This window comes from Streptomyces sp. NPDC005141, assembly GCF_053599975.1.
On record NZ_JBSFYW010000057.1, the window covers coordinates 31,439 to 56,456 of the forward strand.

General features: G+C 71.2%; 19 protein-coding genes and 1 pseudogene. 11 read left to right on the top strand and 9 right to left on the bottom strand.

The genetic code is table 11. The features are described from left to right. Window positions 1–213 precede the first annotated feature (213 nt). The gene (locus ACWD68_RS32835; protein WP_451810096.1) at window positions 214–1,965 is read left to right on the top strand and encodes an FAD-dependent monooxygenase; all 1,752 of its coding nucleotides are present in this window, start codon (window positions 214–216) and stop codon (window positions 1,963–1,965) included. Window positions 1,966–2,077: 112 nt separating this feature from the next. Here ACWD68_RS32835 and hemG read toward each other — a convergent pair whose 3' ends face one another. The 3 genes from hemG to ACWD68_RS32850 form a co-directional block, all read right to left on the bottom strand. Continuing rightward, complete coding sequence (gene hemG, locus ACWD68_RS32840) at window positions 2,078–3,556, bottom strand: protoporphyrinogen oxidase (RefSeq protein ID WP_451810097.1); 1,479 nt, start codon at window positions 3,554–3,556, stop codon at window positions 2,078–2,080. Window positions 3,557–3,669: 113 nt separating this feature from the next. Next, on the bottom strand, window positions 3,670–5,226 hold the full coding sequence (locus ACWD68_RS32845) for an FAD-dependent monooxygenase (RefSeq protein WP_451810098.1): 1,557 nt from the start codon (window positions 5,224–5,226) through the stop codon (window positions 3,670–3,672). 11 nt (window positions 5,227–5,237) lie between these two features. Then, window positions 5,238–6,758: an FAD-dependent monooxygenase gene (locus tag ACWD68_RS32850; RefSeq protein ID WP_451810099.1), complete on the bottom strand. Its 1,521-nt coding sequence runs from the start codon at window positions 6,756–6,758 to the stop codon at window positions 5,238–5,240. A 337-nt stretch (window positions 6,759–7,095) separates the two neighbouring features. Between ACWD68_RS32850 and ACWD68_RS32855 the strand changes: the two genes are divergently transcribed. Beyond that, window positions 7,096–7,824, top strand: coding sequence for an SDR family oxidoreductase (locus ACWD68_RS32855; RefSeq protein WP_451810100.1), 729 nt, complete (start codon window positions 7,096–7,098; stop codon window positions 7,822–7,824). 394 nt (window positions 7,825–8,218) lie between these two features. Continuing rightward, entirely contained in the window at window positions 8,219–9,097 is an 879-nt protein-coding gene (locus ACWD68_RS32860; protein ID WP_451810101.1) for an NmrA/HSCARG family protein, read from the top strand. Window positions 9,098–9,142: 45 nt separating this feature from the next. Here the strand turns inward: ACWD68_RS32860 and ACWD68_RS32865 are convergent, their stop codons facing one another. Beyond that, the gene (locus ACWD68_RS32865) at window positions 9,143–9,760 is read right to left on the bottom strand and encodes a mycothiol-dependent nitroreductase Rv2466c family protein (protein WP_451810102.1); all 618 of its coding nucleotides are present in this window, start codon (window positions 9,758–9,760) and stop codon (window positions 9,143–9,145) included. 332 nt (window positions 9,761–10,092) lie between these two features. Between ACWD68_RS32865 and ACWD68_RS32870 the strand changes: the two genes are divergently transcribed. From ACWD68_RS32870 to ACWD68_RS32895, 6 genes are read left to right on the top strand one after another with little or no spacing between them, the layout of a single operon-like run. Then, window positions 10,093–11,121 carry a methyltransferase gene (locus tag ACWD68_RS32870; RefSeq protein WP_451810103.1) on the top strand — a complete coding sequence of 343 codons (1,029 nt, stop codon included), beginning with the start codon at window positions 10,093–10,095 and terminating at the stop codon, window positions 11,119–11,121. A 56-nt stretch (window positions 11,122–11,177) separates the two neighbouring features. Continuing rightward, complete coding sequence (locus ACWD68_RS32875) at window positions 11,178–12,758, top strand: FAD-dependent monooxygenase (RefSeq protein ID WP_451810104.1); 1,581 nt, start codon at window positions 11,178–11,180, stop codon at window positions 12,756–12,758. Then, a complete protein-coding gene (locus ACWD68_RS32880; protein WP_451810105.1) occupies window positions 12,755–13,714 on the top strand; it encodes an aromatase/cyclase in 960 nt (319 codons plus the stop codon). Before ACWD68_RS32875 ends, ACWD68_RS32880 begins: the two co-directional genes overlap by 4 nt. Beyond that, complete coding sequence (locus tag ACWD68_RS32885; protein ID WP_451810106.1) at window positions 13,711–14,922, top strand: FAD-dependent monooxygenase; 1,212 nt, start codon at window positions 13,711–13,713, stop codon at window positions 14,920–14,922. The genes ACWD68_RS32880 and ACWD68_RS32885 overlap by 4 nt, the downstream gene beginning before the upstream one ends. Beyond that, window positions 14,909–16,396 carry an FAD-dependent monooxygenase gene (locus tag ACWD68_RS32890; RefSeq protein ID WP_451810107.1) on the top strand — a complete coding sequence of 496 codons (1,488 nt, stop codon included), beginning with the start codon at window positions 14,909–14,911 and terminating at the stop codon, window positions 16,394–16,396. The genes ACWD68_RS32885 and ACWD68_RS32890 overlap by 14 nt, the downstream gene beginning before the upstream one ends. A gap of 50 nt (window positions 16,397–16,446) precedes the next feature. After that, window positions 16,447–17,190, top strand: coding sequence for an antibiotic biosynthesis monooxygenase (locus tag ACWD68_RS32895; RefSeq protein ID WP_451810108.1), 744 nt, complete (start codon window positions 16,447–16,449; stop codon window positions 17,188–17,190). A gap of 402 nt (window positions 17,191–17,592) precedes the next feature. Here ACWD68_RS32895 and ACWD68_RS32900 read toward each other — a convergent pair whose 3' ends face one another. Further along, entirely contained in the window at window positions 17,593–18,294 is a 702-nt protein-coding gene (locus ACWD68_RS32900; protein ID WP_451810109.1) for a chaplin, read from the bottom strand. Window positions 18,295–19,071: 777 nt separating this feature from the next. Between ACWD68_RS32900 and ACWD68_RS32905 the strand changes: the two genes are divergently transcribed. Together ACWD68_RS32905 and ACWD68_RS32910 are read left to right on the top strand one after the other, a co-directional pair. Continuing rightward, a complete protein-coding gene (locus ACWD68_RS32905) occupies window positions 19,072–20,475 on the top strand; it encodes a condensation domain-containing protein (RefSeq protein WP_451810110.1) in 1,404 nt (467 codons plus the stop codon). A 906-nt stretch (window positions 20,476–21,381) separates the two neighbouring features. Beyond that, a pseudogene (locus ACWD68_RS32910) lies at window positions 21,382–21,762 on the top strand (Tn3 family transposase); the annotation flags it as partial. Between the two features lie 26 nt (window positions 21,763–21,788). On the opposite strand, the gene ACWD68_RS32915 reads toward ACWD68_RS32910, so the two are convergent. The 4 genes from ACWD68_RS32915 to ACWD68_RS32930 all read right to left on the bottom strand — a co-directional run. Further along, entirely contained in the window at window positions 21,789–22,082 is a 294-nt protein-coding gene (locus ACWD68_RS32915; RefSeq protein ID WP_451810111.1) for a hypothetical protein, read from the bottom strand. 109 nt (window positions 22,083–22,191) lie between these two features. Then, the gene (locus ACWD68_RS32920; RefSeq protein WP_451810112.1) at window positions 22,192–22,788 is read right to left on the bottom strand and encodes a TetR/AcrR family transcriptional regulator; all 597 of its coding nucleotides are present in this window, start codon (window positions 22,786–22,788) and stop codon (window positions 22,192–22,194) included. Window positions 22,789–22,917: 129 nt separating this feature from the next. Then, window positions 22,918–23,931, bottom strand: a complete 1,014-nt coding sequence (locus ACWD68_RS32925) for an NADP-dependent oxidoreductase (RefSeq protein WP_451810113.1) — start codon at window positions 23,929–23,931, stop codon at window positions 22,918–22,920. 74 nt (window positions 23,932–24,005) lie between these two features. Continuing rightward, on the bottom strand, window positions 24,006–25,018 hold a 1,013-nt coding region (locus tag ACWD68_RS32930; protein WP_451810114.1), incomplete at its 5' end, for an alpha/beta hydrolase.

Below are 25,018 nucleotides of genomic sequence, written 5' to 3' on the forward strand. Positions count from 1 at the left end.
GCGCCGGTGGCACACGGCACACGGCACACGGCACACGGCACACGGCACACGGCACACGGCACGCGGCACGCGGCAGGGTGCCGTGGCGGGTGGCCGCGGACCCGGAATGACGCGACCCGGCGGCGGCGAGGTCCAGTCGTTCTTGACCGGCGCTGAAGAGCGCTTTGACAGGCTGCGACAGGCAAGGCGTCTGTCAATTCTGGAGGGGCGAATATGGGAGCCATCGAGGTTCCGGTCCTGATCGTGGGCGGCGGCGGATGCGGCCTGTCCGCCTCCGTCTTCCTGTCCGACCAGGGCGTCGATCATCTGCTGGTGGAACGGCACCCGGACACATCGAGGATTCCGAAGGCGCACTATCTCAACCAGCGCACGATGGAGATCTTCCGCCGGCACGGCATCGCCGACGACGTGTTCGCCGAGGCGGCGCCGCTGGAACTGTTCGGCAAGGTGCGCTGGCAGACCACGCTCGCGGGCGACGGGCCGATGGACCGCCGTCTGATCCATGAGATGGATGCCTTCGGCGGCGGAGAACTGCGCGAGAGCTACGCGGCGGTCGGGCCCGTCCTGCCCGCCAAGCTGCCGCAGATGTGGCTGGAGCCGATCCTGCGCCGCCACGCGGAACAGCGCGGCCCCGGCCGCGTCCTGTTCCACCACGAGGTGACCACGTTCTCCGACGAGGGCGACCACGTCCTGGCCGAGATCCGCGACACCGAGACCGGTGAGACCACCACCGTCAAGGCGCAGTACCTCATCGGCGCCGACGGCGGCCGCATGGTCGGGCCCGCGGTCGGCATCCAGATGCAGGGACCGCCCTCGCTGGTCAACACCACCACCGCGTACTTCTCCGCCGATCTGTCCCAGTGGTGGGAGGAAGGCACCCTCATCACGCACTTCCTCAGCCCCGAGGACCCCGACCTGTCCAGCAACCTCATCGAGATGGGACCGAGCTGGGGCAAGGCCTGCGAGCAGTGGGGCCTGCACTTCGCCCCCGGCCCGCCCGGCCGCTGGGACACCGAGACGGTCATCCCCCGCATCCGTGAACTCCTGGGCCTGCCGGACCTGGAGGTGAGCGTGCACAAGGTGACGGACTGGATCGTGCACGCGCACCTCGCCGACCGCTACCGGGTCGGCCGGGTCCTGATAGCCGGTGACGCCGCGCACCGCCAGCCGCCCGCCGTCGGACTCGGCCTCAACACCGGCATCCAGGACGTCCACAACCTCGCGTGGAAGCTGGCCGCGGTGCTCAGCGGCCGCGCCCCCGACAGCCTGATCGACACCTACGAGGCCGAACGCCGGCCCGTGGGCCGGGAGAACGTCGACTGGGCGACCTCCGCCGCCGTCCACCACCAGGCGCTCATGGACGCCATCGGGGTGGGCCACAACATCCCCGCCGGGCGCCGCGGACAGCGGCTGAAGGCCTACTTCGACCCGTCCCCGCTCGGCGACACCGTGCGGACCCGCGCCCTGGAGATGTTCCACACCCACCGCGGCGGATGCCAGTCGCTCGACATGGAGGTCGGCTTCGCCTACGAGCAGGGCGCGATCGTCCCCGACGGCAGCGAGCCGCCGGCACGCGTGCCCATGCGCGATGTGCACCGGCCCACGTCCCGCCCCGGGCACCGGCTGCCGCACGCCTGGATCACCCGGGACGGCGAACGCCTGTCCACGCTCGACCTCACCACCCCGACCGGCTTCACACTGATCACCGGCCCGCAGGGCGCACCGTGGTGCGAGGCGGCCGCGAAGGCGGCGCAGAAGTTCTCCGTCCCCGTCGTCACGGCCCGCATCGGTGACGGCGCCGAGTTCGCCGACGTGGACGGCGGATGGGAGGCCGTCGGGGAGATCAGCGACGCCGGCGCGCTCCTGGTGCGCCCCGACCAGCACGTCGCCTGGCGCGCCACGGGTGCCGGCGAGGACCCGGAGCAGATCCTCACCGAGGTGTTCGCCGCCGTCCTGGACCGTTGAACACGCCGGAATCCCGAACAGGGGGGCCGTGCCCGATCGCCGGGCACGGCCCCCCTCTTTTCTGCGCTCTCGACACAGCCCGCCTGCGGGCGGACCTGCGCTGCGGACCGGCTCAGACTCCGGCCGCGACGGACCGCGCGGCGGCGTCCGACCTCAGCCAGGCCAGGACCTGGTCGGCGGCCTTGCGCGCGGTGGCCATGCACACCCCGGCGCCCACCCCCTCGTACAGGGCGCCGCACACCGCGAGTCCGGGCTGGGCCGCCACCGCCTCACGGATCCGCCGCACCCGCTCCAGATGACCGACGGTGTACTGCGGCAGGGCGTCGGGCCAGCGGCTCACCCTGCTCGCCACCGGGACACCGGTCACCCCGGTGGCCTCGGCGAGTTCGGCCGTCGCCAGCGCGACGAGATCGGCGTCGTCGCGCAGCAGCAGGTGCTCCTCGCCGAAACGCCCGAGCGAGCAGCGCACGATCTCCACCTCGCCCGCCAGGTGCGGCCACTTCACGGTGGTGAAGGTGACCTCCTTGACGGCCTTCTTCTCCACCGCCGGCACCCGGTAGGCGGCGTATCCGCGGCCCGAGAGCCCGCCGGGGAACGCCGCGCGCGGGTAGGCGAGCGTGACCATCGCCACGCTCGCGTACGGGACCTGGGCCAGCGCCGAGACGGCCGGGGCGGTTCCGGAGATGCCGGCGAGAAGGCTGCTCGCGGGGCCGGCCGGGACGGCGACGACGACGGCGTCCGCGTCGATGTGCTCCGGGCCGGTGACCGGGCCCACGGTCAGCCGCCAGCCGCCGGCGGTGCGGGTGAGCGTGCGCACGCCCGCCCCGGTGCGTACGGACGCGTCCGGCGCGGCGGCCAGTACCTCCCGCACGAGCGCGGGGGGCAGCGAACCGAACCCGCCGTCCAGGGTCGCCACGCTGACCGGCGGCGGCTTTTCCCCCGGCGCGAGCGGGGGCGTCAGCGAGCCCGCCGCGTCCGCGAGCGAGACGTGCGTGCGGGAGGCCTTGGCCAGCGGGGTCAGCGTGGCCTCGAACGACAGGTCCTCGGCGCGGCCGGAGAACACCCCGGCGAGGAACGGGTCGACGAGGCGGTCCACGACCTCCTGGCCGAGCCTTCCCGCGACATGGGCCGCGACCGAGACGTCGCCGTCCCGCTCGGACGGCGCGAGCACCAGGTCCTGGCGGGCCCGGTCGAGCCCCGCCGCGGACAGCACGCCGGAACGGGCCAGGCCGTCCAGGTCGCAGGGCACGCCCATGAACTGACGGTCCGGCTGCTGCCGGATCCGGCCCCGGGTCCAGATCGCCGACGCGGTGACGCCCGCCGACATGATCTGCTCGCCGAGCCCGGTCTCCTTGACCAGCCCGGTGGTCTTGCGGCGGTTGGCGTACAGCGATTCGGCGCCCTCGTCGACCGCGACGCCCGCCACCTCGGAGACCGACAGCTTCCCGCCGATCCGTGACGATCCCTCCAGGACCGTCACCCGGACCGGCTCGTTGCGCAGATAGAACGCCGCCGCCAGTCCCGCGATACCACCCCCGATGATGACCACATGGGGCTTTCCACTCGCCTGATCCCGTTCGGTGCCAGCCATTCCACCAGATCCTTCATGGTTAGTGTCGTCGAGGCCGTCCCGGCGCCGGCGCCCGGCGTCGGAGCAGGTTTTGGCAGTCTGGCCGGGGGCCTTGGACCCCCGGTCGAGAGCTCCTAGGGCGTGCCGGCCCCGGGTTCGGGGCTGGTGGTGAACCAGCGGTCGAGGGCCTGGGTGAGGTCGTCGGTGGTGCCGGGGGAGGTCCAGGCGACGTAGCCGTCGGGGCGGATGAGGACCGCGTCGAGGACGGTGTCGGGGGTGGGGTCGTCGGTGGTGGTCCAGGTTCCGGTGATGACGTCGACCCGGTCGGGGAGACGGTGGGGGAGGGCTATCGTGCCGCTGCCGCTGCCGCTGCCGCTGCCGCTGCCGCTGCCGCTGCCGCTGCCGCTGCCGCTGCCGCTGCCGCTGGTGGTGGTGATGATGAGCAGGCCGTGGGCGGTGTGCAGGAGGTCGGCGACGCGGGTGCGGGTGCCGTCGGCCAGGGTGAGTTCGGTCTCGGGCGGCATGCGCCGGCCGAGCAGCGGGTGCTCGCCCTTGGCGAGGTCGTAGCGGATACCGAGGTTGCTCAGCATCCCGGCCAGGTGGCCGGCGGCGTCCCGGTGGGCGACCAGCTCACCCATCACCTCACGGACCGGGTCCATGTCCTCGCCGGTGAGCCGCAGCTCGATCGCCGCCCGCGCGTTGCGCGCCAACTGCGCGCCGACGGGCCGGCGTTCACCGTGGTAGCTGTCGAGCAGGCCCTCGGGAGCCCGCCCCCTGACCGCCGCCGCCAGCTTCCAGCCGAGGTTCACCGCGTCCTGCACGCCCACGCTCAGTCCCTGCGCCATGGCCGGAGGCTGCACGTGCGCGGCGTCGCCCGCCAGGAACACCCGGCCGTGCCGGTACCGGTCGGCGGCCCGCGAGGCGTCGGTGAAGCAGCTGATCCAGCGGCACCGCCCGTGGTGGATGTCCTCCCCGGTGAGCCGCTGCCAGGCGTCGGCGAGATCGTCGTAGGTCAGGGAGTCACGGTCACGCGGCGGCGTGCCGGCTTCGTGGACGACGACCCGGGTCACCCCGTTCTCCAGGTCCATCGCCATGACCATGCTGCCGCCCGGCAGGTTCTCGCCGATACGCCGCTTGCGGGTGTCGATCCCGGTGACGTCGGCCGTCAGGAAGCCGCGCCGGCCCTCGGAGCCGGGAAAGCCGATCCCGGCCAGCTTGCGGACGAAGCTGCGCCCGCCGTCGCAGCCGACCAGATAGGCGGCGCTCTCCTCGCCGGGTCCGTCCGGGCCCTCGAAGGAGACCACGACGCCCTCGGGGCTCTCGCTGAAGCCGGTCACCTCGCTGCCGCGCAGGACGGGCACGCCGAGTTCGTCCACCCAGTCCTCCAGCATCCGCTCGGTGCGGAACTGGGAGATCCCCCGGTGCCCGTAGTGGTCCTCCGCCAGCAGGCCCAGATCGATCGGCACCCCGCCGAAGTGGCTGTCGGCGGGCTCGGTCTCGCCGAGCCGGCCGAGCAGGCCCCGCTGGTCGAAACATTCGGCGGTGCGTTTGGTGAAGCTCGCGCCGCGCGACTCCCGCGCCGGGGCGGCTAGCCGCTCGTGGACGACGACGTCCACGCCGCCGAGCTTGAGTTCGCCCGCCAGCATCAGCCCGACCGGGCCCGCGCCGACGACGATCACATCCCTGGTCATCTGTGTGCTCCTCAGCGGTCGATACCGCAGGCGGTGACCCGTCCGCGGGCCGGAGGCCTGGGGCTGGTGGTGAACCAGCGGTCGAGGGCCTGGGTGAGGTCGTCGGTGGTGCCGGGGGAGGTCCAGGCGACGTAGCCGTCGGGGCGGATGAGGACCGCGTCGAGGACGGTGTCGGGGGTGGGGGTGGGGTCGTCGGTGGTGGTCCAGGTTCCGGTGATGACGTCGACCCGGTCGGGGAGCCGGTGGGGGAGGGCCACCGCGCCGCTGCCGCTGCCGCTGGTGGTGATGAGCAGGCCGTGGGCGGTGTGCAGGAGGTCGGCGACGCGGGTGCGGGTGCCGTCGGGCAGGGTGAGTTCGGTCTCGGGTGGCATGCGCCGGCCGAGCAGTGGGTGCTCGCCCTTGGCGAGGTCGTAGCGGATGCCGAGACCGCTGACGATCCCGGCGGCCTGCTCGGCGGCTCCCTTGTGGGCCAGCAGTTCGCCCATGACCTCACGGACCGGGTCCAGGGCGTCCTCACCGAGGTAGATCTTCGACGCCGCCCGGGCGTTGCGGATCAACTCGCCTCCGACGGGGTGGCGTTCGGCGTGGTAGGTGTCGAGCAGGCCCTCGGGGGCCCGGCCCCTGACGGTCGCCGCCAGCTTCCAGCCGAGGTTGGCCGCGTCCTGCAGTCCGGCGCTGAGCCCCCACGCGGCCAGCGGCGGGATCTCGTGCGCGGCGTCGCCCGCCAGCAGCACCCGGCCGCGCCGGTACTCCTTCGCCAGCGCGGCGGAGTTGCCGCACGCCCACAGCCACTGGGGCTCGGCGTCATCGATCGACTCGCCGGTCAGCCGCCGCCACGCGCCGGCGACCTCGGCGAACGTCAGCGCCCCGGGGTCCGGGCGGGCGGGCAGCGCCGGGTCGTGGATGACGATGCGGCAGCGGCCCTCGCCCAGCGGGGTGCACACCACCATGCTGCCGCCCGCGAGACGCTCGCCGATGGGCCGGGGGCGCGGCGCGGCACCGGTGATCTCCGCGGTGTACATGCCCCGGGTGGCCTCCCAGCCGACGGCCGGGATCCCGGCCAGCGCACGGACGGTGCTGCCCGCGCCGTCGCAGCCGACCACGTACGCGGCGCTCTCCTCGCCCGGTCCGCCAGGACCGTCGAAGCGCACCACCACGCCCTCGGCGCTCTCGCGCAGCCCGGTCACCTCGCGGCCGCGGCGCACCGGGACGCCGAGCTCCTCGAGCCAAGAGGCCAGCGCCTCCTCGGTGCGGGCCTGCGAGAGGCCCAGCACTCCGCTGTGGTCCTCGTCGAGCATGCCGAGGTCGAAGCGGACCCCGCCGAAGTGCCCCATCGGGCCCCACCGGAACGCGCCGAGGCGGGGGAGCAGCCCGCGCTGTCCCAGCGACTCGGCGGCCCGCCGGTTGAAGCCGAGGGCACGGGAGTCCCCGCTCGGGGCGGGCAGTTTGTCCCAGACGCTCACGTCCGCTCCGCCCAGGCGGAGTTCTCCGGCCAGCATCAGGCCGACAGGACCCGCACCGACCACTATCACGTCAGTTGTTTTCATTGTTTTGAGGCCTCTGCACTATGGCAATAGTTGGCCATGGTGAAGCTACCCAGCGCAATGTCCGACCGCAATGAACTGAATTCACCGGCACCGGTTCAGTGTTCGACTGCGGAATCGGCGTGCTTGAACACGGCAGTGAACACTTTGGACACGGAGTCCCTGCGACAGCAATATCGGAGATGCCTTCGCGTTCCGCTTCTCACTACGGTGCATGCCGCGCGTAATTCAGATTCTCGAAACATGCCGCCCGGCCTCCCGGACACCGCGCGGCACACCGTCGCCGGCGCGGACAGGCGGAACCCCCGAGAAAGGAAGTTAGGACGTGACGGTCGAGAAGATCGCGCTCATCACGGGTGCCAACAAGGGCATCGGATACGCCACCGCGCGACAGCTCGGTGAGCAGGGGATCGTCGTCATCGTCGGTGCGCGGGACGAGGTGCTCGGCAAGCAGGCCGCCGACGCGCTGGCCGCCGACGGCATCACCGCGACACCGCTGCGCATCGACGTGCGGGACCCGGACAGTGTGGCCGAGGCCGCCCGCACGATCGAACGCCGGTACGGGCGCCTGGACATCCTGGTCAACAACGCCGGCGTCGCGGGCGGCTTCACCGGCACGCCCGGCGAGGCGAGGGCCGCCGACCTGCGGGAGGTCTACGAGACCAACGTCTTCGGCGTGGTCACCGTGATCCACGCGATGCTGCCGCTGCTGCGCCGCTCCCCGGCCGGACGCATCGTCAACCTCTCCAGCCACGTGGGGTCGTTGACCCTGCATGCGGATCCGGGCTCCCCGCTGGCGGGCGTCAACATGATCGCCTACCAGTCCTCGAAGACCGCGCTGAACGCCCTCACCCTCGCGTACGCGAAGGAGCTGCGGGACACCCCCGTCAAGGTCAACGCGGCCCTGCCCGGAGTGGTGGCCACCGACATCAACCACCACCGCGGTTCCCGGACCCCCGCCGAAGGGGCCGCGATCGTGGTCCGGCTCGCCCTGCTGGACGAGACGGGCCCGTCGGGCGCCTGCCTGGCGGACGACGGACCCCTGCCGTGGTAGCGCGCAACGCACGGGCGGCGAAGCCGGCCCCGGTCACGGCCCCGGTCACGGCCCCGGCCCCGGGCGCGGCCACGCACCGGGTGACGGCCCCACACCCAGCCACGGTCACCGCCCCGCGCCCGGACTCGCGTGCGGGTCGGGCAGGTCACGCGCTGCCGCTCGCGGCGCCGGCCCGCCCCGTCACCGAGGAGCCGGCACCCGTTCTTCCCGCCGCGCCCAGGAGGGACGGCGGGGCCGGCCGACACCATGGCGCCGGCTTCCGCGGCACGCCGCCGCGGGCGAGTTCGGTCCCGGCGGCCTGATCCCCGGGGGATCAACGGCCGTCCGCGGCCATCACAACGGATCACCGAAGCCGGGCCGGTCCCCGGCGCGGCACAAGACACGGAGGCAGGCAGTGGCGGTTGAAGGAACGATCCTGGTGCTGGGCGGTACCGGCCGGCAGGGCGGGGCGGTTGCCCGCGAACTGCTGCGGCGCGGACACACCGTGCACGCCCTGGTCCGCGACCCGGGCAAGGAACAGGCGCGGGCGATCGAGGAGGCGGGCGCGGTCCTCGTCCGCGGCGACCTGGACGACGAGGCGTCGCTGCTCGCGGCGATGCAGGGTGTCCACGGGGTGTTCAGCGTCCAGACCTTCCGCGGCCCCGGCGGCGTCGAGGCCGAGGAGCGGCAGGGCAGGGCGGTGGCCGACGCCGCCGTCCGGGCCGGGGTGCGGCACTTCGTCTACAGCTCGGTCGGCGGCGCGGACCGCGACACCCGCGTCCCGCACTTCGAGAGCAAGCTGAGGATCGAGCGGTACCTGTCCACGCTCGACCTGCCGACGACCGTGCTGCGGCCGGTCATGTTCCACGACATCCTCCTGGACATCGCCCCCCGCCCGGTGGACGACGAACTCGTCCTGGGCCTGTGGCTGGACCCCAGGACCCCGGTGCAGCTCATCGCGACCAGCGACATCGGCGTGTTCGCCGCGGACGCCTTCGAGAACCCGGACGCCTGGCTCGGCCGGACCGTCGAGATCGCCGGGGACGTCCTGACCGGACCGCAGATGGCCGCGGCGTTCGAGGCCGCCTCCGGCGTCCCGACCCGCTTCCGGCAGCTGCCCATCGAGCCGCTGCGCGCGGCCCGCCCCGACCTGGCCAACATGTTCGACTGGTTCGAGCGCGACGGCTACCACGCCGACCTGGCCGAACTGCGCCGGGGCAGGCCCGCCCTGGTCTCCCTGGAGACCTGGCTGAGCGACAACTGGACCGCACCCCTGGCCACGTCACCCCGCTGACCGGGCTGAGCCCGCTGACCGGGCCGGGCGGGCCGACCGCGGGGCTCAGGTGAAGATCGGATCCCGGGTGCGGGTGCGCTTGAGCTCGAAGAACCCTTCGGTCCCGGCCACGGCGAGGACCCCGTCCCAGAGCTTCACCGCGGCCTCGCCGCGCGGGGCCGGTGTCACCACCGGGCCGAAGAACGCCACATCGTGCACCGCGACGACCGGGGTGCCCACATCGGTGCCCACCCGGCCGATGCCGTCGCGGTGCGAGGCGCGCACCGCGCCGTCGAACTCCTCGGACCCGGCCGCGTCGGCCAGGCCCGTATCGAGGCCGGCGGCGGCCAGGGCCGCCGCGTAGACGGACCGCTCCTTGGGCGCCTTCTCCAGGTGGAAGCGGGTGCCGAGTTCGGTGTACAGCCGGCCCAGTACCTCGGGGCCGTACACCTGCCCGGCGGCGGCGCACACCCGCACCGGCTCCATCCGCAGGGCCAGGTCCCGGTGCCAGCGCTCGGGCAGGTCGGCACGCCCCTCGTTGAGCACGGTCAGGCTCATCAGGTGCCAGCGCAGCTCCAGCGGCCGGTGCCGGGCGACCTCGAGAATCCAGCGGGAGGTCAGCCACGCCCAGGGGCAGGTCGGGTCGAACCAGAAGTCCACGGGAGTCGGGCTGTCGTGCCGCAACGGGGCCTCCTCGAAGTGGCGGTGGGATCGCGGCCGTCGGTCCGCGGCCGGTGCGGGCGTGCGTCGCCCGCGCGGACACCGGGGCCCGCCGCGATGCCGCGGCCGGTGCCGGGTCCGCCATCCGGATCCCTCGCGGTTTCCATGGCGGGCCGGAACAACCTGACAAGGGCGGGCCGGAATGCCGGTGGAGCGGCGGTGGAATTGTGCTGTTCAACCGCTCAAATTCCCTGGTTGAACGTTCGAGGGAATTCCGGTAATTCCGGAGTTGCGGGTCGCGGAAGCGCCGACCTATCGTCTGGAACCCGTGAAAAGGGTGCTCTGAAAGGAAATCCATGTCCGCATTGCCCGAGGTCCGTGACCAGTCCGATTCGTACGAGCTGCTCAATCTCATTCAGGGTGCTGTGATCACCCAGGCGATTTCCGTCGCGGCCAGGCTCGGTATTGCGGACGTCCTCGCCGACGGACCGCTGTCCGCCGAGGAGATCGCCCAGCGGGTCGGATCCGACCCGAAGGCGACCCACCGGATCCTGCGGGCGCTGTCCGGGCACGGGGTCTTCGCGGTACGCGGCGACGGCCGCTACGAGCACACGGCGCTGTCCGACAGGCTCCGTGAGGACGCGCCGGACTCGATGCGTGGGTTCGCCCTGCTGATGAGCCACCCCCTGCTGCACGAGGAGTGGGGCCACTTGCTGGCCACCGTGGAGAGCGGCGAGCCCAACCTGCCCAAGCTGCGCGGGATGGGCGCGCTGGACTTCTTCCACGCGACCCCCGAGTACGCGGCCGTGTTCTTCAAGGCGTTCGGTGAGCTCTCGGAGTCGGAGACCGACCCGATCCTGGCCGCCTACGACTTCTCCGCCTTCACCACGGTCGTGGACGTCATCGCCGGCCGCGGCAATCTCCTGGCGGGCATCCTGCAGCAGGCGCCGGACGTCAAGGGCGTGCTGTACGACTCCGAGGTCGCCACCGTCGACTCGCCCGCGCTCTTCGAAGCGGCGGGGGTCGCGGACCGGCTGAGCATCGAGCACGGCGGCTACCTCGGCAAGCTGCCCGCCGGCGGCGACGCCTACCTGTTCAAGCACATCATCCACGACTTCTCCGAGGCCGACGCCGTCACCGCGCTGCGCAACGCGCGGGAGGCGATCGCCCCCGGCGGCAAGCTCCTGGTCATCGAGTACGTGCTTCCCGAGAACAACGAGAAACACCTCGGCCACACCATCGACCTGTGGCTGATGCTGATGCTCGGGGCCCAGGACCGCACGCTCGCCCAGTACACCGAGCTGTTCGCCAAGGCCGGCTTCCAGGTCACCAGGGCCGTCCCCACCAGCGCGCCGATCTCGATCATCGAGGCGATCCCGGTCTGATCCCGGCGGGCACAGCCGGTCCCCATCGCAGAAGCCGAGGCTCAAGGACAGGAACCATGGATACCGAGGTCATAGTCATCGGGGCGGGTCCTGCGGGACTGACGCTCGCGGCCGAACTCCGCCTCGGCGGCGCCGACGTCACCGTCTTCGAGCAGCGCGCCGAGCGGAGCTGGGAGTCGCGCGGCATCGGCTTCACGGCACGGGCCACCGAGGCGTTCCACCAGCGCGGCATTCTCGGCCGCCTGGAGAACATCGAGATCACCCGGCAGGGCCACTTCGGCGGCATCCCGATCGACTACGGGGTGCTGGAGGGCTCGCACTTCGGCGTGCGCGGCGCCCCCCAGTACAAGATCGAGGAAATGCTCGAGACCTGGGCGCTGGAACTGGGCGTGACGATACGCCGCGGTCACGAACTCACCGCCCTGAGCGACACCGGCGACCACGTCACCGCGACCGTGCGGGGCCCGCACGGAGCCGAGCGGTGCACCGCCCGCTACCTGGTGGGCTGCGACGGCGGGCGCAGCACCGTGCGGCGCCTGGCCGGTTTCGAGTTCGCCGGCTCGGACGCCACCCGCGAGATGTACCTGGCGGACGTCAAGGGCTGCGACATCAAGCCGCGGATGATCGGTGAACTGCTGCCCAACGGCATGGTCATGGCGGCGCCGCTGGAGCAGGGCTACACCCGCATCATCGTCTGCGAGAACGGGACACCGCCCGACCGCGGCCGCGAGGTGACCTTCCCTCAGGTCGCGGACGCCTGGCAGCGGCTGACCGGCGACTCGATCCACCACGGCGAGGCACGCTGGGTCAGCGCCTTCACCGACGCCACCCGCCAGGCCACCGAGTACCGGCGCGGCCGGGTGCTGCTGGCCGGCGACGCCGCCCACATCCACCTGCCCGCCGGCGGGCAGGGGCTGAGCATCGGCGTGCAGGACGCCTTCAACCTCGGCTGGAAGCTGGCGGCGACCCTCCGGGGCCACGCCCCCGAGGGCCTGCTCGACACCTACCACGCCGAACGCCACCCGGTGGCGGCGCGGGTCCTGCGCACCACGCTCGCCCAGGGAACGCTCAACCTCACCGGCCGGTCGGTCGCACCGCTGCGCACCGTGATGGCGGAGATCATCGCGATCCCGGCGGTGGCCCGGCACCTGTCCGGCCTGGTCAGCGGACTCGACATCCGCTACGACCCCGACGGCACCGACAGCGACACCGGCATCCGACCCGGCCCCGTCGGCACCGGCCCCGTCGGCCCCGGCACCGGTACGGCCCCGGGCCGGCCCGCGCACCCGCTGCTCGGCGCCCGGATGGCCGACCGCGCGCTGGAACTCGCCGACGGCGGCCAGGACCGGATCGCCCGTCTGCTGCACCCGGCCCGCGGCGTCCTGATCACCGCCGACGCCTCCGGCGACACCGCCCGGACCGCCGCCGGCTGGTCCGACCGCGTCGACCTGGTCCGGGTGAAGCACTTCCCCGCCGGACCGGAGGAGGACGGCGCCGCGACCGAATCGGTGCTCGTCCGCCCCGACGGCTACATCGCCTGGACCGCACCGGACGGAGGCGGCCTGCAGGCCGCGCTGCGGCGCTGGTTCGGAGAGCCGGCCCAAGACTCCGCCACCCGAGAGGAGAGCACCACGTGACCGAGAACGCGGTACGTGAAACGGAACACGAGATCGACGTCCTCGCCCCCGCCGCATCGGTGTACGCGCTGATCACGGACGTCGGCCGGTGGCCCGAGACCTTCCCCCCGACCGTGCACGCCGAGGTCGTCGAACATGACGGCGACACGGAGCTGATCCGGCTGTGGGCGACGGCGAACAACGCCGCCAAGACCTGGACCTCCCGGCGCGTGCACGACCCGGACCACATGAGCGTGACGTTCCGTCAGGAGCACTCGCAGCACCCGGTCGGCGGCATGGGCGGCACCTGGGTGGTGGAGCCCCGCTCCGACGCCTCGTGCCGGGTACGGCTGCTGCACGACTTCCACGCGGCGACCGACGACGTGGCCGACCTCGACTGGATCAGCGCGGCGGTGGACCGCAACAGCGCCCTGGAACTGCAGGCGCTGAAGACCGCCGCCGAGGCCACCGGCCCCGACGACCTGCTCACCTTCGACGACACCGTCACCATCGAGGGCAGCGGCAAGGACGTCTACGCCTTCCTCAACGAGGCCCAGCTGTGGCAGGAGCGGCTGCCGCACGTGGCCCGGGTGCATCTGCAGGAGGACGAGCCCGGACTGCAGATCCTGGAGATGGACACCCGCACCAAGGACGGCAGCACCCACACCAGCCGGTCCGTGCGCGTGTGCAAGGCCGCGACGGCCATCGTGTACAAGCAGATCGTGCTGCCCGCCCTGATGACCCTGCACACCGGGCGCTGGCTCATCGAGGACCGCGACGGCGGCGGGGTGTCGGTGACATCGCGGCACACCGTACGGATCAACACCGGCAACATCACCAAGGTGCTCGGCGCGGACGCGACCCTCGACGGCGCGCGCGACTTCGTCCGCACCGCCCTGAGCGGCAACAGCCTGGCCACCCTGCGCCTGGCGAAGGCCTACGCCGAGGGCCTGGCCGGCGAACCCGCCCGGCCGTGACCTCCTCCCGGGCCACCGCGCCGGTCGTCGTCGTCGGCGCGGGCCCCGTCGGCCTGCTGCTCGCCTGCGAACTGCGCCGGGCCCAGGTCCCGGTGACCGTCGTGGAACGCCTGGCCCGCCCCATGACCGAATCCCGGGCGAGCCAGCTCACCACGCTGAGCGCCGAACTGCTGCACGAGCGCGGCTTCTCGGCGCTGCTCGCCGAAGCCGCGCACGAACCACGCAGCCACTTCGGCGGCCTCGGCTTCACTCTGTCCGCCGTCGACAGCCCGTACGCGGGCCACTGGAAGCTGCCCCAGTACCGCACCGAGGCCGCTCTGGGCGAACGCGCGGCGGCCCTGGGCGCGTCCCTGCTGCGCGCGCACGAACTGACCGCACTCACCGACCGCCCCGACCACGTCCGGTGCACCGTCCAGGGCCCCGGCGGGCGCCGGCTGCTGCGGGCCGCCTACGTGGTGGGCTGCGACGGCGCGCACAGCACGGTGCGCCGGCTGGCCCGCTTCCCCGTGACCGCCACCCCCGCGACGAGACGGCTGCTGCGCGCCGATGTGACGGGACTGCGCATCCGCGACCGCCGCTTCGAACGCCTCGACGCCGGCTTCGCGGTGGCGGCCACCCGCGACGGCGTCACCCGGGTCATGGTGCACGCCTTCGGCGACGCACCGGCCGAGCACCCCGAGCACCCCGAGCACCCCGGGCACTCCGGGCCCCCCGGGTTCGGGGAGGTCGCCGCCACCTGGAAGCGGGTGACCGGAGAGGACATCCACGACGGCACCCCCGTGTGGCTGGACGCCTTCGACGACGCCAAGGGACAGGCCGACACCTACCGGCGCGGCCGGATCCTGCTGGCCGGCGACGCCGCCCACTGGCATCCGCCCGTCGGCGGCCAGGCCCTGAACACCGGACTGCAGGACGCGGTCGACCTCGGCCAAAAACTCGCCGAGACCGTGCACGGCCGGGCCGCCCCCGGCCTCCTGGACACCTACCACGACCAGCGGCATCCCGTGGCGGCCCGGGTGCTCGACCACGTCGCGGCCCAGGAACAGCTGATGTTCGCCGGCCCCGAGGCCGGACCGCTGCGCACGGTCTTGTCCGAACTGATCGCCCTCGAGGGGGTCCGCACCCATCTGACGGCGGTGGCGAGCAACCTCGACCACCCGTTTTTGCAGGTACGCATGGGAGGCAGGAAAGGCAATGCAGGACTTTGACACAGACGTGATCATCGTGGGGGCGGGGCCCACCGGGCTCATGCTCGCGGGCGAACTGCGCCTGGCAGGCGTCGAGGCCGTCGTACTGGAGCGGCTGACCGAGCCGATGCGCCAGTCACGCGCACTGGGCTTCTCCGCCAGGACCATGGAGGAGTTCGGCCAGCGCGGGCTGCTGGAACACTTCGGCGACCTGGGCGTCATCCCCGTCGGGCACTTCGGCGGCATGCCGCTGGACTACACCGTCGTGCCGGGCGGCAACTTCGGCGTGCGAGGCGTGCCGCAGGCCTTCACCGAAGCGATCCTGCACGCGTGGGCCGGCGGCCTGGGCGCCGAGGTCCGCCGCGGCTGGGAACTGACCGCACTGACCGCCGGCGACGACGGCGTCGAGGTCCGCGCGGACACACCCGAGGGCGAACGCACCCTGCGCGCCGCCTACATCGTGGGCTGCGACGGCGCCCGCAGCGCCGTGCGCACCCTGTCGGGCATCGACTTCCCCGGCTACGAGGCCACCATCGAGATGCTGATGGCCGACGTCACCGACGTGAAGGTACGGCTGCGCCCGACCGGCGAACTCGGCGACGCGGGCATGGTCGTCGTGCTGCCCGTCGGCCCCAACACCACCCGCGTCGTCGTCTTCGAGCGCGGCGCGGGCGTACGGCCGACCGCGCAGCCCCCCACCTTCCAGGAGGTGGCCGACGCCTTCAAGCGCGTCACCGGCGACGACATCCACAGCGGCAACCCGCAGTGGCTGAGCTACTTCACCGACTCCAGCCGCCAGGCCGCCGAGTACCGCAGGGGCCGCGTCTTCCTCGCCGGGGACGCCGCGCACATCCACATGCCGATCGGCGCGCAGGGCATCAGCGCGGGCGTGGGCGACGCCGTCAACCTCGGCTGGAAACTCGCCGCCGAGATCCACGGCACCGCCCCCGACGGCCTGCTCGACACCTACCACTCCGAGCGCCACCCCGTCGCCGCCCGCATCCTGGCCAACACGCTCTCCCAGCGCAGCCTCTACCTCGGCGGCCCCGAGATGGACCCGATGCGGTCGGTCTTCGCCGAACTGCTGGCCTACGAGGACGTCCGAAAGCTCCTGGTCGGCATGGTCACCGGCCTCGACATCACCTACGACACCCCCGGCGCCGGCCACCCGCTGCTCGGCCGGCGCCTGCCCGACCTGACGCTCACCGCCGGCCCCTCCGGCACGGTGAGCGCCTACGGACTCCTGCACGGCGGCCGCGGCTTCGTCCTGGACCTGCGCGGCGACAGCGCACTGAACGCCGCCGCCGAGCCGTGGACGGACCGTATCGACGTCGTCGTCGCACCCATCCGGCCGGAAGGCGAACTCGCCGACGCCCAGGCGCTGCTGGTCCGCCCGGACGGCTACATCGCCTGGATCGGCACCGCCGGATCCGGGACGGACGGTCTCACGGACGCCCTGAACCGCCTCTTCGGCGCGCCCCGCGACCCCCGCTAGGACACGACGCCCCGCCGGCGCGGGCACTCAACCAAAACCCAGGAGGAGCCATGCCGTTCATCAACCCCGAAGACGGGCACCTGACCGTCCTCAACCTGTTCAAGACCGACACCCGCGCCCGGGTCGACACCCTCGTCAAGGAGATGAAGGCGATCGTCGACACCGCGGCGTTCCCCGGCTGGATCTCCAGCACGGTGCACCGCGGCGAACAGAACCCCGGAACCGCGAACTTCATCCAGTGGCGCGGCATGCAGGACCTGGAGACGCGCTACAACGACAGCGAGTTCAAGCACCACACCGTCCCGGTCTTCCGCGAGATCACCACCTTCGTCCGCCTGATGCAGACCGAGGTCGACTCCAGCCGGCGCCACCCCGCGCTGGGCGGCGTCACCGAGGTCTCACCCGAGCGCGACGACTACACGGTCATCGAGATCCTCGGCGTGGACCCCGCCGAGCAGGGCGCCCTCACCGCCACCCTGGCAGACGCCCACAACTGGCTCGTGGACGTGCCCGGCTACCGCTCGCAGAGCGTGCTGCGCGGCATCCGCTCCCGCAACCTGGAGGGCGGCGAGGGCACCCTGGCCACCGTCGGCGCGGACAACGACTTCGTCGTCGTCTACTCCCAGTGGGACGGCAAGGACTCCTACGACGCCTTCCGCACCGCGGCCGACACCCAGTGGTCCTCCGCACGCCGCGGCTTCCAGGACCGGCGCAACTCCCTGATCACGAGTGCCGACTGGAACAGCTACCGCCCCGTCCACACCCGCTCCGCCTCGCAGCCCGTGACGGTCTGACCGCCGCAGGCACCGCACGCACGGGGCCGGACAGGCAGCATCGGGCGGACTGCCGGGAGGGGACAGCACTCCTCTTCGAGGCCGTCCCCAACGGCAGCGGGCAAGGATCCGGGCCTGTCGCCGACGGGGGAGTGCGGTCCCCTTCGGCGCGGCGGCGGACGCCGATACACGCGGCGTGCCACCGCCGCAACCAGCACTGCGGCTGCGCCGGCACACCGGCGCAGCCGCAGTGCTGGTTGCAGCGGTCAGACAGTGAGGTCCAGGACACGCACCGGTTCGCCGGCCCATCCGGTGCGGGACGGTGGTGGCGATGACGGCACGGTCGTGGTCGAGGACCTCAACGACCGGATTACTGATAGTCGCTGAGACTCGAGTAACGGCTGTACGGGCATCCGGGTCAGGTCAGCGACCTGGGCGGAAACGGCGGTACAAGACCGCACCCGCAAAGAGGGACACGGCGCCGCCGGCGAGGGCCGGGGCAGCCAGATCCGCTCCTGTGTGGGCCAGCGTGGACGTCGCCGTGTCGGGGGTGTCCGGAACGGCCTGATGCCGGGGGGCCGGGGGTCGCGACACTGGGGGCTCCGGGGCCGAGGGCGCGGGGGCCGGAGTTGTCCGGGGAACGTGAGGGTGAGAGTGGTCACCGCCGTTGACCGAGTGGTTGCCGAACGCTGGGTTACCCACGCCGACCGCGTTGACACTGTTCCCGGAAACGTTCACCGGCAGATCGATCGGGAGCTGCAGACCGTTGCCTGAGACCAGCCCGGGCGAGTCCGTGACGCGTCCGTCAGCCGAGGCTTCGCCCGACGCGTCCGATCCGCCATCGGTTTTCGCACCGTCGGCCTTGGCCCTGTCCTTGTTTTTGCACACGTTGCCCACGGCCGGGTTGAGCAGCCCCACGACGTCCACCGTGTTGCCGCAGAGGTTCACCGCGCCGGACAACGGAACCTGGATGGTGTTCCCGGAGAGCACCCCGGGCGAACCGGCCGCCGTAGCCCCGGCGTCAGCACCGTCGGCTGCGAAGACGACGGACGCGGGAAGAGCCACGGCCATTGCGCCGGATGCGGCGGCAACGGCGAGCACACGGTTTCGAGTAGCCCGTCTCATAGATCTTTACCTTCCTAACATCACTGCGGGTACTCACCCGCACATCTGCAAACGCTGGAAGAGCAACAGGGTTATGGCGTGCCGCCTTCCAAGTCGCTGTGCTGGGCTAAGAGGTCCCGACAGATACCGTCGATCATGTGACTGTCGGTCTGGTTGCTCGTTGCTCTTGTCATGGCGGTCGTGGCGAACAGGCACCCGCGGCCGTGGAGATCTCTCGGACGAACTGTGATCGCTCGTCGAGCCGTTGCCGCGGCAAGCCAGGTCCCAAGCCGGTCGGGGCCAGACACCGGATCCCGGATTGGCAGGCGCTGTTGCGGGATCCTCTGCGCGCCGCACACCGGCATCGAGTGGGAGCACCTGCCCCTGGAGCTGGGCTTCGGCTCGGGCCTGTCGGGCCGGCGGCGTCGTTCCGCGACGTGTCGGGCGACCGCGTCGACGCCGGGGAGGAAGGCGAAGGGGAGGATGCACACCGACGCCCGTCACCAACCGGGACTGGCCGGCCGGGACGCGGACGTCCCAGGCGTGCGTCATGGTGTGCCGCCCGCAAAGCGGTTCGGGTAGTCAGGCGCAGCGCCGGACAGTGACATCTCGTCCCTGGCATCGCGGCCGTCCCTACAGGCAGGCGCATGAACGGCCGTTGAGTGCGGGGCGATGGATGGGTCGCTTCACCGTTCGACGCGCCACACCTTCTGCTGATTTGCAGGCGACACGGCAGGCGGCGCTCGCACACGACTCCACGTTGATCAAGCCTGTGTTTTCCGACAAGGAGACGCCACTGTGCGAATTTCTGATATTCAGCGCTGCGAGGTCCGGCCTGGACGGCTTGTGGAGTGGAGGTTCAGCCCTGCGACCGTCGCGGCCGCGACGCTGCTGCCGACGGATCCGCGGCCGCCGGCGTACATCCAGGAGTCACACATCAGAACGGCGCGGTCGGTGCGCGAGGGGGGCTTGTTCGTGCCGACCTGGCTCGGTACGGCTTTCGACCTGCCCGGCCAAGTCGACCTCGACGTGCTGGAACAGGCCCTACGCGGCTGGACACTGCGCCACGAGACGCTGCGCAGCGGGTTCAGATGGGTGGGCGAGGAGATGCACCGGTTCACTCTCGACCAGGACGATGTCACGCTCTACCGCGAAGTGGTGGGCGACTTCACCGATGCGAATCTGCTGGCCGAACATCTGCAGGACCGTTTCGACGAGGCGGCAGATGCTCTCGGCTGGCCCAATCTCATCTACGCGGCGGTCGTCCGGGAGGACTCCACCAGCGTGTATCTGGCATTTGACCACACCAACGTCGACGCCTACTCGCTGCAGCGCATCCCGTACGAGGTGCAGGAGCTGTACACGGCACATGTCGCAGGGCAGCCCCTCACCGCTACACCGGTCGCGAGCTACGTGGACTTCTGCGAGCAGGAACGAACGAACGCGAACGCCATCGACGACACCCACGCGATCGTCACGCGCTGGCGGGAGTTCATCGGCCGGTGCGACGGAAGGCTTCCGGAGTTCCCTGTCGATCTGGGCCTGCAGCCCGGCGACGTTCTGCCCGCCCAAAAGCTCATGCGCGAGCCGCTCGTCGATGCGGACGCGGCCGCCGCGTTCGAGACGTATTGCCGGCCCTACGGCGGCAGCCTGGTGGGCGTCCTGGCCGCGACCAGTCTGATCGTCCACGAACTCGGCGGGCAACCGGTCTACCGCACGGTCGTGCCGTTCCACACCCGACTGAAGTCCGTGTGGTCAGACTCAGTGGGCTGGTATGTCGGCGGCGCGCCGATCGAAGTACCCGCGGCACGGGACTTCGACGCCGCGCTCGCCTCGGTCCGGGCCCAGCTGCAGGCCAATCGGCCGTTGGCGCGCATTCCTCTGGCCCGAGTACTACGCCTCCTGGGCGAGGACTTCCGCCCCACGTCACCCGACTTGTACTCAATCATCTCGTATGTGGATGCCCGCCTCATTCCTGGTTCGGCCTACTGGAGCGAACAAAAAGCGTACGGGCTGCTCCGTGTGTCGTACGGCGATCAGGTGTGCGCCTGGGTCAACCGGCTGCACGAGGGACTGTGGATCGCATGCCGCCACCCGGACACAGACATCGCTTCCAAGAACGTACGCCTGTATATCGAGAAGCTCCGAGAGCTGATCGTCTCAGTTTGCCCTGCAACCCTTTCAACCGCCGTAGGGCGATGATGCGCACCGTCGGCTGCAACGACGCCGGCATCGACGGCGATCACCCGTCTTGTCCGGCCGGTGAACTGGACTCGTTCCCAACTCGTTCCTTCACGGACTCCTGACCTTCGACAGCCTCTTCGCGGCCGGCGGCCTGTGCGTCACCGACCCGTCCACAGGCGTCACCTTCCTCCCCGGCTGCTGCGACGGGCTGGAGGACCGGCTCGACTGGCACCAGCTCGTCAACGACGAAAGCATGCCCGATTCGGCCACGACCCGCTGTCACCGGTTGCGCAGCGCCTCGGCGAAACCGTCCGGCTCACGTCAACGCCGAGCAGAGCGACAGTCCGGTGATCGAGCTGTCAATCAAACACATGCGTCATCCCGCATGCCGAGCACCGTGAACGGCGCGGCCGCACCTCCAGCCGACCCATCTCCGGCCCTCGTAGCCCCCGCGGCCCCATCCCCGCGGCGTCAGCGTCCCGCCGCACCCCGAGCACTCCAACTCGCCTGCGACCAGCCGCCGTTCGGCATCGACGGCGTTCGCCTCTGCCGTGATCAAAGCGCCTCCGGGCGCATCCGAACGGCCCTCCCGGCTTCGAGACCAACGGCAACGGGGAGGGCCGTCTGCCGATCAAGGCATGGTCACCGGGTTCCTCCGAGGATGCCTCGGCCTTCGGGCCGGGGAGGAATCGGATTCCTGCGGAGCAGGGCAGGAAGCGGGATTTCGCCTCCAGGGCGAAACACCGTCCCCCTGATTGGGTAGGGTGCACGCCGTGCGGTGCGAGAACCAAGCGCGCACACCGTGCTGATCGAGAGCCAAGACAGCACCTGCACGTTCAAGCTTTGCTGTATCAAACCGGGCTGGTTTCAACCCGGCTGGTGTTGATCGCGGAAGACCTGTTGGGTCGCTGACCCGCAGGCAGTGTGAGCCAGGAATCCCCCTGCTTCAGCTGGGGGAGGATTCAATACACCACCGCGCTCCGCCTGGGCACGGCGGAGGCCGACCAGGTGCTGCGACGCTTCACCCGCGGCGGCCCGAAACACCCGACCTACCGGGCGATCGAAGAGCTTGGCCGGGCGGCGCGGACGGCGTTCGTCTGCGACTACCTGGCCGACCCGGAGCTGCGGCGGGAGATCCACGAGGGCCTGCAGGTGGTGGAGAACTGGAACTCCGCCAACCACGACCTGTTCTACGGCAAGGACGGGAACCTGACCGGCGCCGACCGGGAGAGCCAGGAGATCTCGATGCTGGCCCTGCACCTGCTGCAGGCCGCCCTGGTCCACGTGTTCTCTGAACTTCTGGAATCGGCGGCCGAGCCCGTGGTTGACAGTCACGTCCGGTCCTCTGCGGCTGGGACGGTGCGGCCGGCGATGTCGCGGAATGCGGGAATGCCGAGGTTCACGGTGGCGGCCCGACGGTCACGTTCGCCGAGTTCGGCGAGCTTCTGGCGGGCCCCGGCGAGACTGACCTTGAGTCCTTCGACTTCGCCGAGCCAGCCCTCCCGTTCTGCTTCAGCGATGCGGTCGAGCAGGTCGACCGGCGCGCGCTGTCCCCGCTGTTCTGGACCCACGTCAACCCCTACGGCAGGTTCGAGCTGGACAAGAGCAACCGGCTCGACCTCCACCCGGCCGCGGTCATCCCCGGCCAGCGGGCGGATGCTCGGCAGACGGCGCCTTCCCGGGAGAGCACCGGGCAGTGGTAGGAGGGCACCTCGTCCCCGTCGAACAGCACCTTCAGCCGCTGCCCGGTGGTTGTGCGCTGAGCAGAGTGAGGGCGTTGCGGATGCCCTCTTCGAGGAGCTCGTCGGAGAGTCGCCGGTCGGCCAGGGCGCGGGAGAGCTGCAGCGTCCCGACCATCATGGCGTAGACGCTGAGGGTCTTCGTGCGCACCGAGTGCGGATCGGCAGGCGCCAGGCGAGCGGCGATACCGTCGATGACGGCGAGCACGCCGTCGGTGTACGCCTGCTTGGTCTCGTCCGCGCGGCGCCCTATCTCATCGAGGAGTGCGGCGGAGGGGCAGCCGTCGTCGGGACTGTCGCGGTGCTGGGGCGACAGATACCACCGTACGATCTGCTCGAGTCCGGCGATCCCGGGGGCCGCCTGCTCGATGACGTTCGCGTACTGCGCGCGCAACTGGTCCGCGACCGCGGCGGCCACGAGGTCGTCCTTGGAATCGAAGTGGGCGTAGAAGGCGCCGTTGGTCAGTCCGGCGTCCGTCATCAGCGTCGAGATGCCCGAGCCGTCGATACCGTCCTTCTTGAACCGGCGGCCGGCGGTCTCGATGATCCGCTGCCGGGTCGCCTGTTTGTGCTCTTTCCCGTAACGCGCCACGCGCTCGCTCCTTTGTGCGCCGGAAGGGTCGCCTGCCGGCTTCGTCATCATATTGGATTACGAACGCACTCCAATGGTAGGCGATCGGCATCTGGAGCACCGCCACGCCTTCTTTGCGGCCAGCCCGATTCAGTCGTTGCCGGGCACCATCGAGATCACGACCTTTCCGGCCGTGGTACGCCCCTGCTCGACGTACGCCATCGCCTCGAGCGTCTGGTCGAAGGGGAAAGTGCGGTCGATGACCGGGCGGAGCCGTCCGTTGTCGTACAGGGCGCCGAGTTGACGGAGCTGGGCGCCGCTGGCCTGCATGAAGAAGAACTGATAGCGCACACCCAGGGCCTTGGCCTGCTTGCGCACCTTGCGGCTGAGCGCGTTCATGGCCACGCCCATGAACGAGGGGGCGTCGAGTTGCCTGGCGAAGGCGGAGTCTGGCGGGCCGGCGACGCCAATGGCCAGGCCGCCCGGCTTCAGCACAGTCAGCGACTTCTCGAGGTTCGCCCCACCAAGGGAGTCCAGCACCAGGTCGTAGCCGGACAGCACCTGCGAGAAGTCCTCCTTGGTGTAGTCGACGACGATGTCGGCGCCGAGGCTCCTGACCAACTTCTCGGTGCGGGTGTTCGTGGTCGTCGCCACCGTGGCACCGAGGTGCTTGGCGAGCTGGATGACCGTCGATCCGAGGCCACCGGCACCGGCGTGGATGAGCACCTTCTGACCCGGCATCACGTGGGCGCGGTCGACGAGGATCTGCCAGGCGGCCAGGGCCACCAGGGGCACCGCGGCCGCCTCGCGGAGGGTGAGTGACTCCGGCTTGGGCGAGACGTCGTCCTGGTCGATCGCAATGAACTCGGCGAAGCCTCCGATCCGCAGGTCGCGGGGACGTGCGTAGACCTCGTCGCCGACTGTCAAGTTGCGCACGGCCGACCCGACCTGCGTCACGATGCCGGCGACGTCGTGGCCGAGCACGAACGGAAGCCTGTACTTCAGGAGTCGTTTGAACTCCCCGTTGCGGACCATCTTGTCCAGCGGGTTGATGCTGGCAGCGCTCACCCGGACCAGGACGTCGCCGTCCCCGACGGTGGGCTCGGGAACGTCTGCGGCGCGCAGGCCGTCCCTGCCGTACTTCTCGACGACGAATGCCTTCATGTCAGCCATCCCTTCGCGTGATCTTCTCGGTTGCCTACTCGGCGGACGACGCGCATGTCCGGGCAGCTTCCACGTCAGCTGCCGAGGTGCCAGCGAAGCCACTGACCCATCTGCCCGATCGCCCGGTCCACCTCGGGCACGCGCCCCGCGCCCAGGATGAACGAGTGCTGGCCCTCGGGCAGCGGGCGGACCTCGGAGATGATCTTGAAGTCGGCGAGTCGGCGGCCGAAGTCGGCACCCTCGCCGGCAAGCGCCTCGTACTCGCCGTAGTGGAGGGCCGTGGGCGGCAGGCCGGTCAGGTCGGCGTTCACGATGCTGATGTCGGGGTCGGTGAAGTCCACGGCGGGGTCCTGCAGCCAGGCTGCCCGGAACTGCTCGAGGATGCCCCGGCTGAGCATCTTGTCGTGTTCCTCGTTCTCGTCGACCTTCGGGTTGCTGATGGTGAGGTCGGTCCACGGCGAGATGCTGACGATCGCCCCGGGGGTCGCCTCACCCTTGGCGAGCAGGCGCAGCGGCAGCATGACCGCCAGGGTGCCCCCGATGGAGTGGCCGGTGCTGCCGATGTTCCGCGGCTCGTAGCCCTGCGCGAGCAGCCAGCGGTAGGCGGTCTCGGCGTCGTCGATCTGCGCCGGGTGGGGGTGCTCGGGCGCCAGGCGGAAGCCCACCACGAGTGAGCGGACTCCGGCCGCCTTGGCGATGTGGCCGGCGGCCTTGCGGTCCGATGAGATCGAGGCGGCGACCGATCCGCCGAAATGGAAGTGGAGCAGCGCCCTGTCGGGGTCGGCGCCCTCGGGGATGGCCCACAGGGCGGGGACGCCGTCGGCGTCCACGTCGGCGTAGGTGACGCCTTCCGGCTCGGTCGATGCCGAAGCGTGTGTGTCGGCGATGTCGCGGACGACGGCCAGATCGAGGCCCGGTGTCGACGCCTTCGCGCGCACGCTTTCGAGGAACTGCGCGAACTGCTGTGCTTCCGTACTGATTCCCATGGTGAGGCTGATCGGAAAATCGAGGTTCGGGAGGGCAGGCGGCAGCATCCGGGCCGCTTGCGGACCGGATGTCGAGGTGGGCTCGGTCAGGCGGATACGGG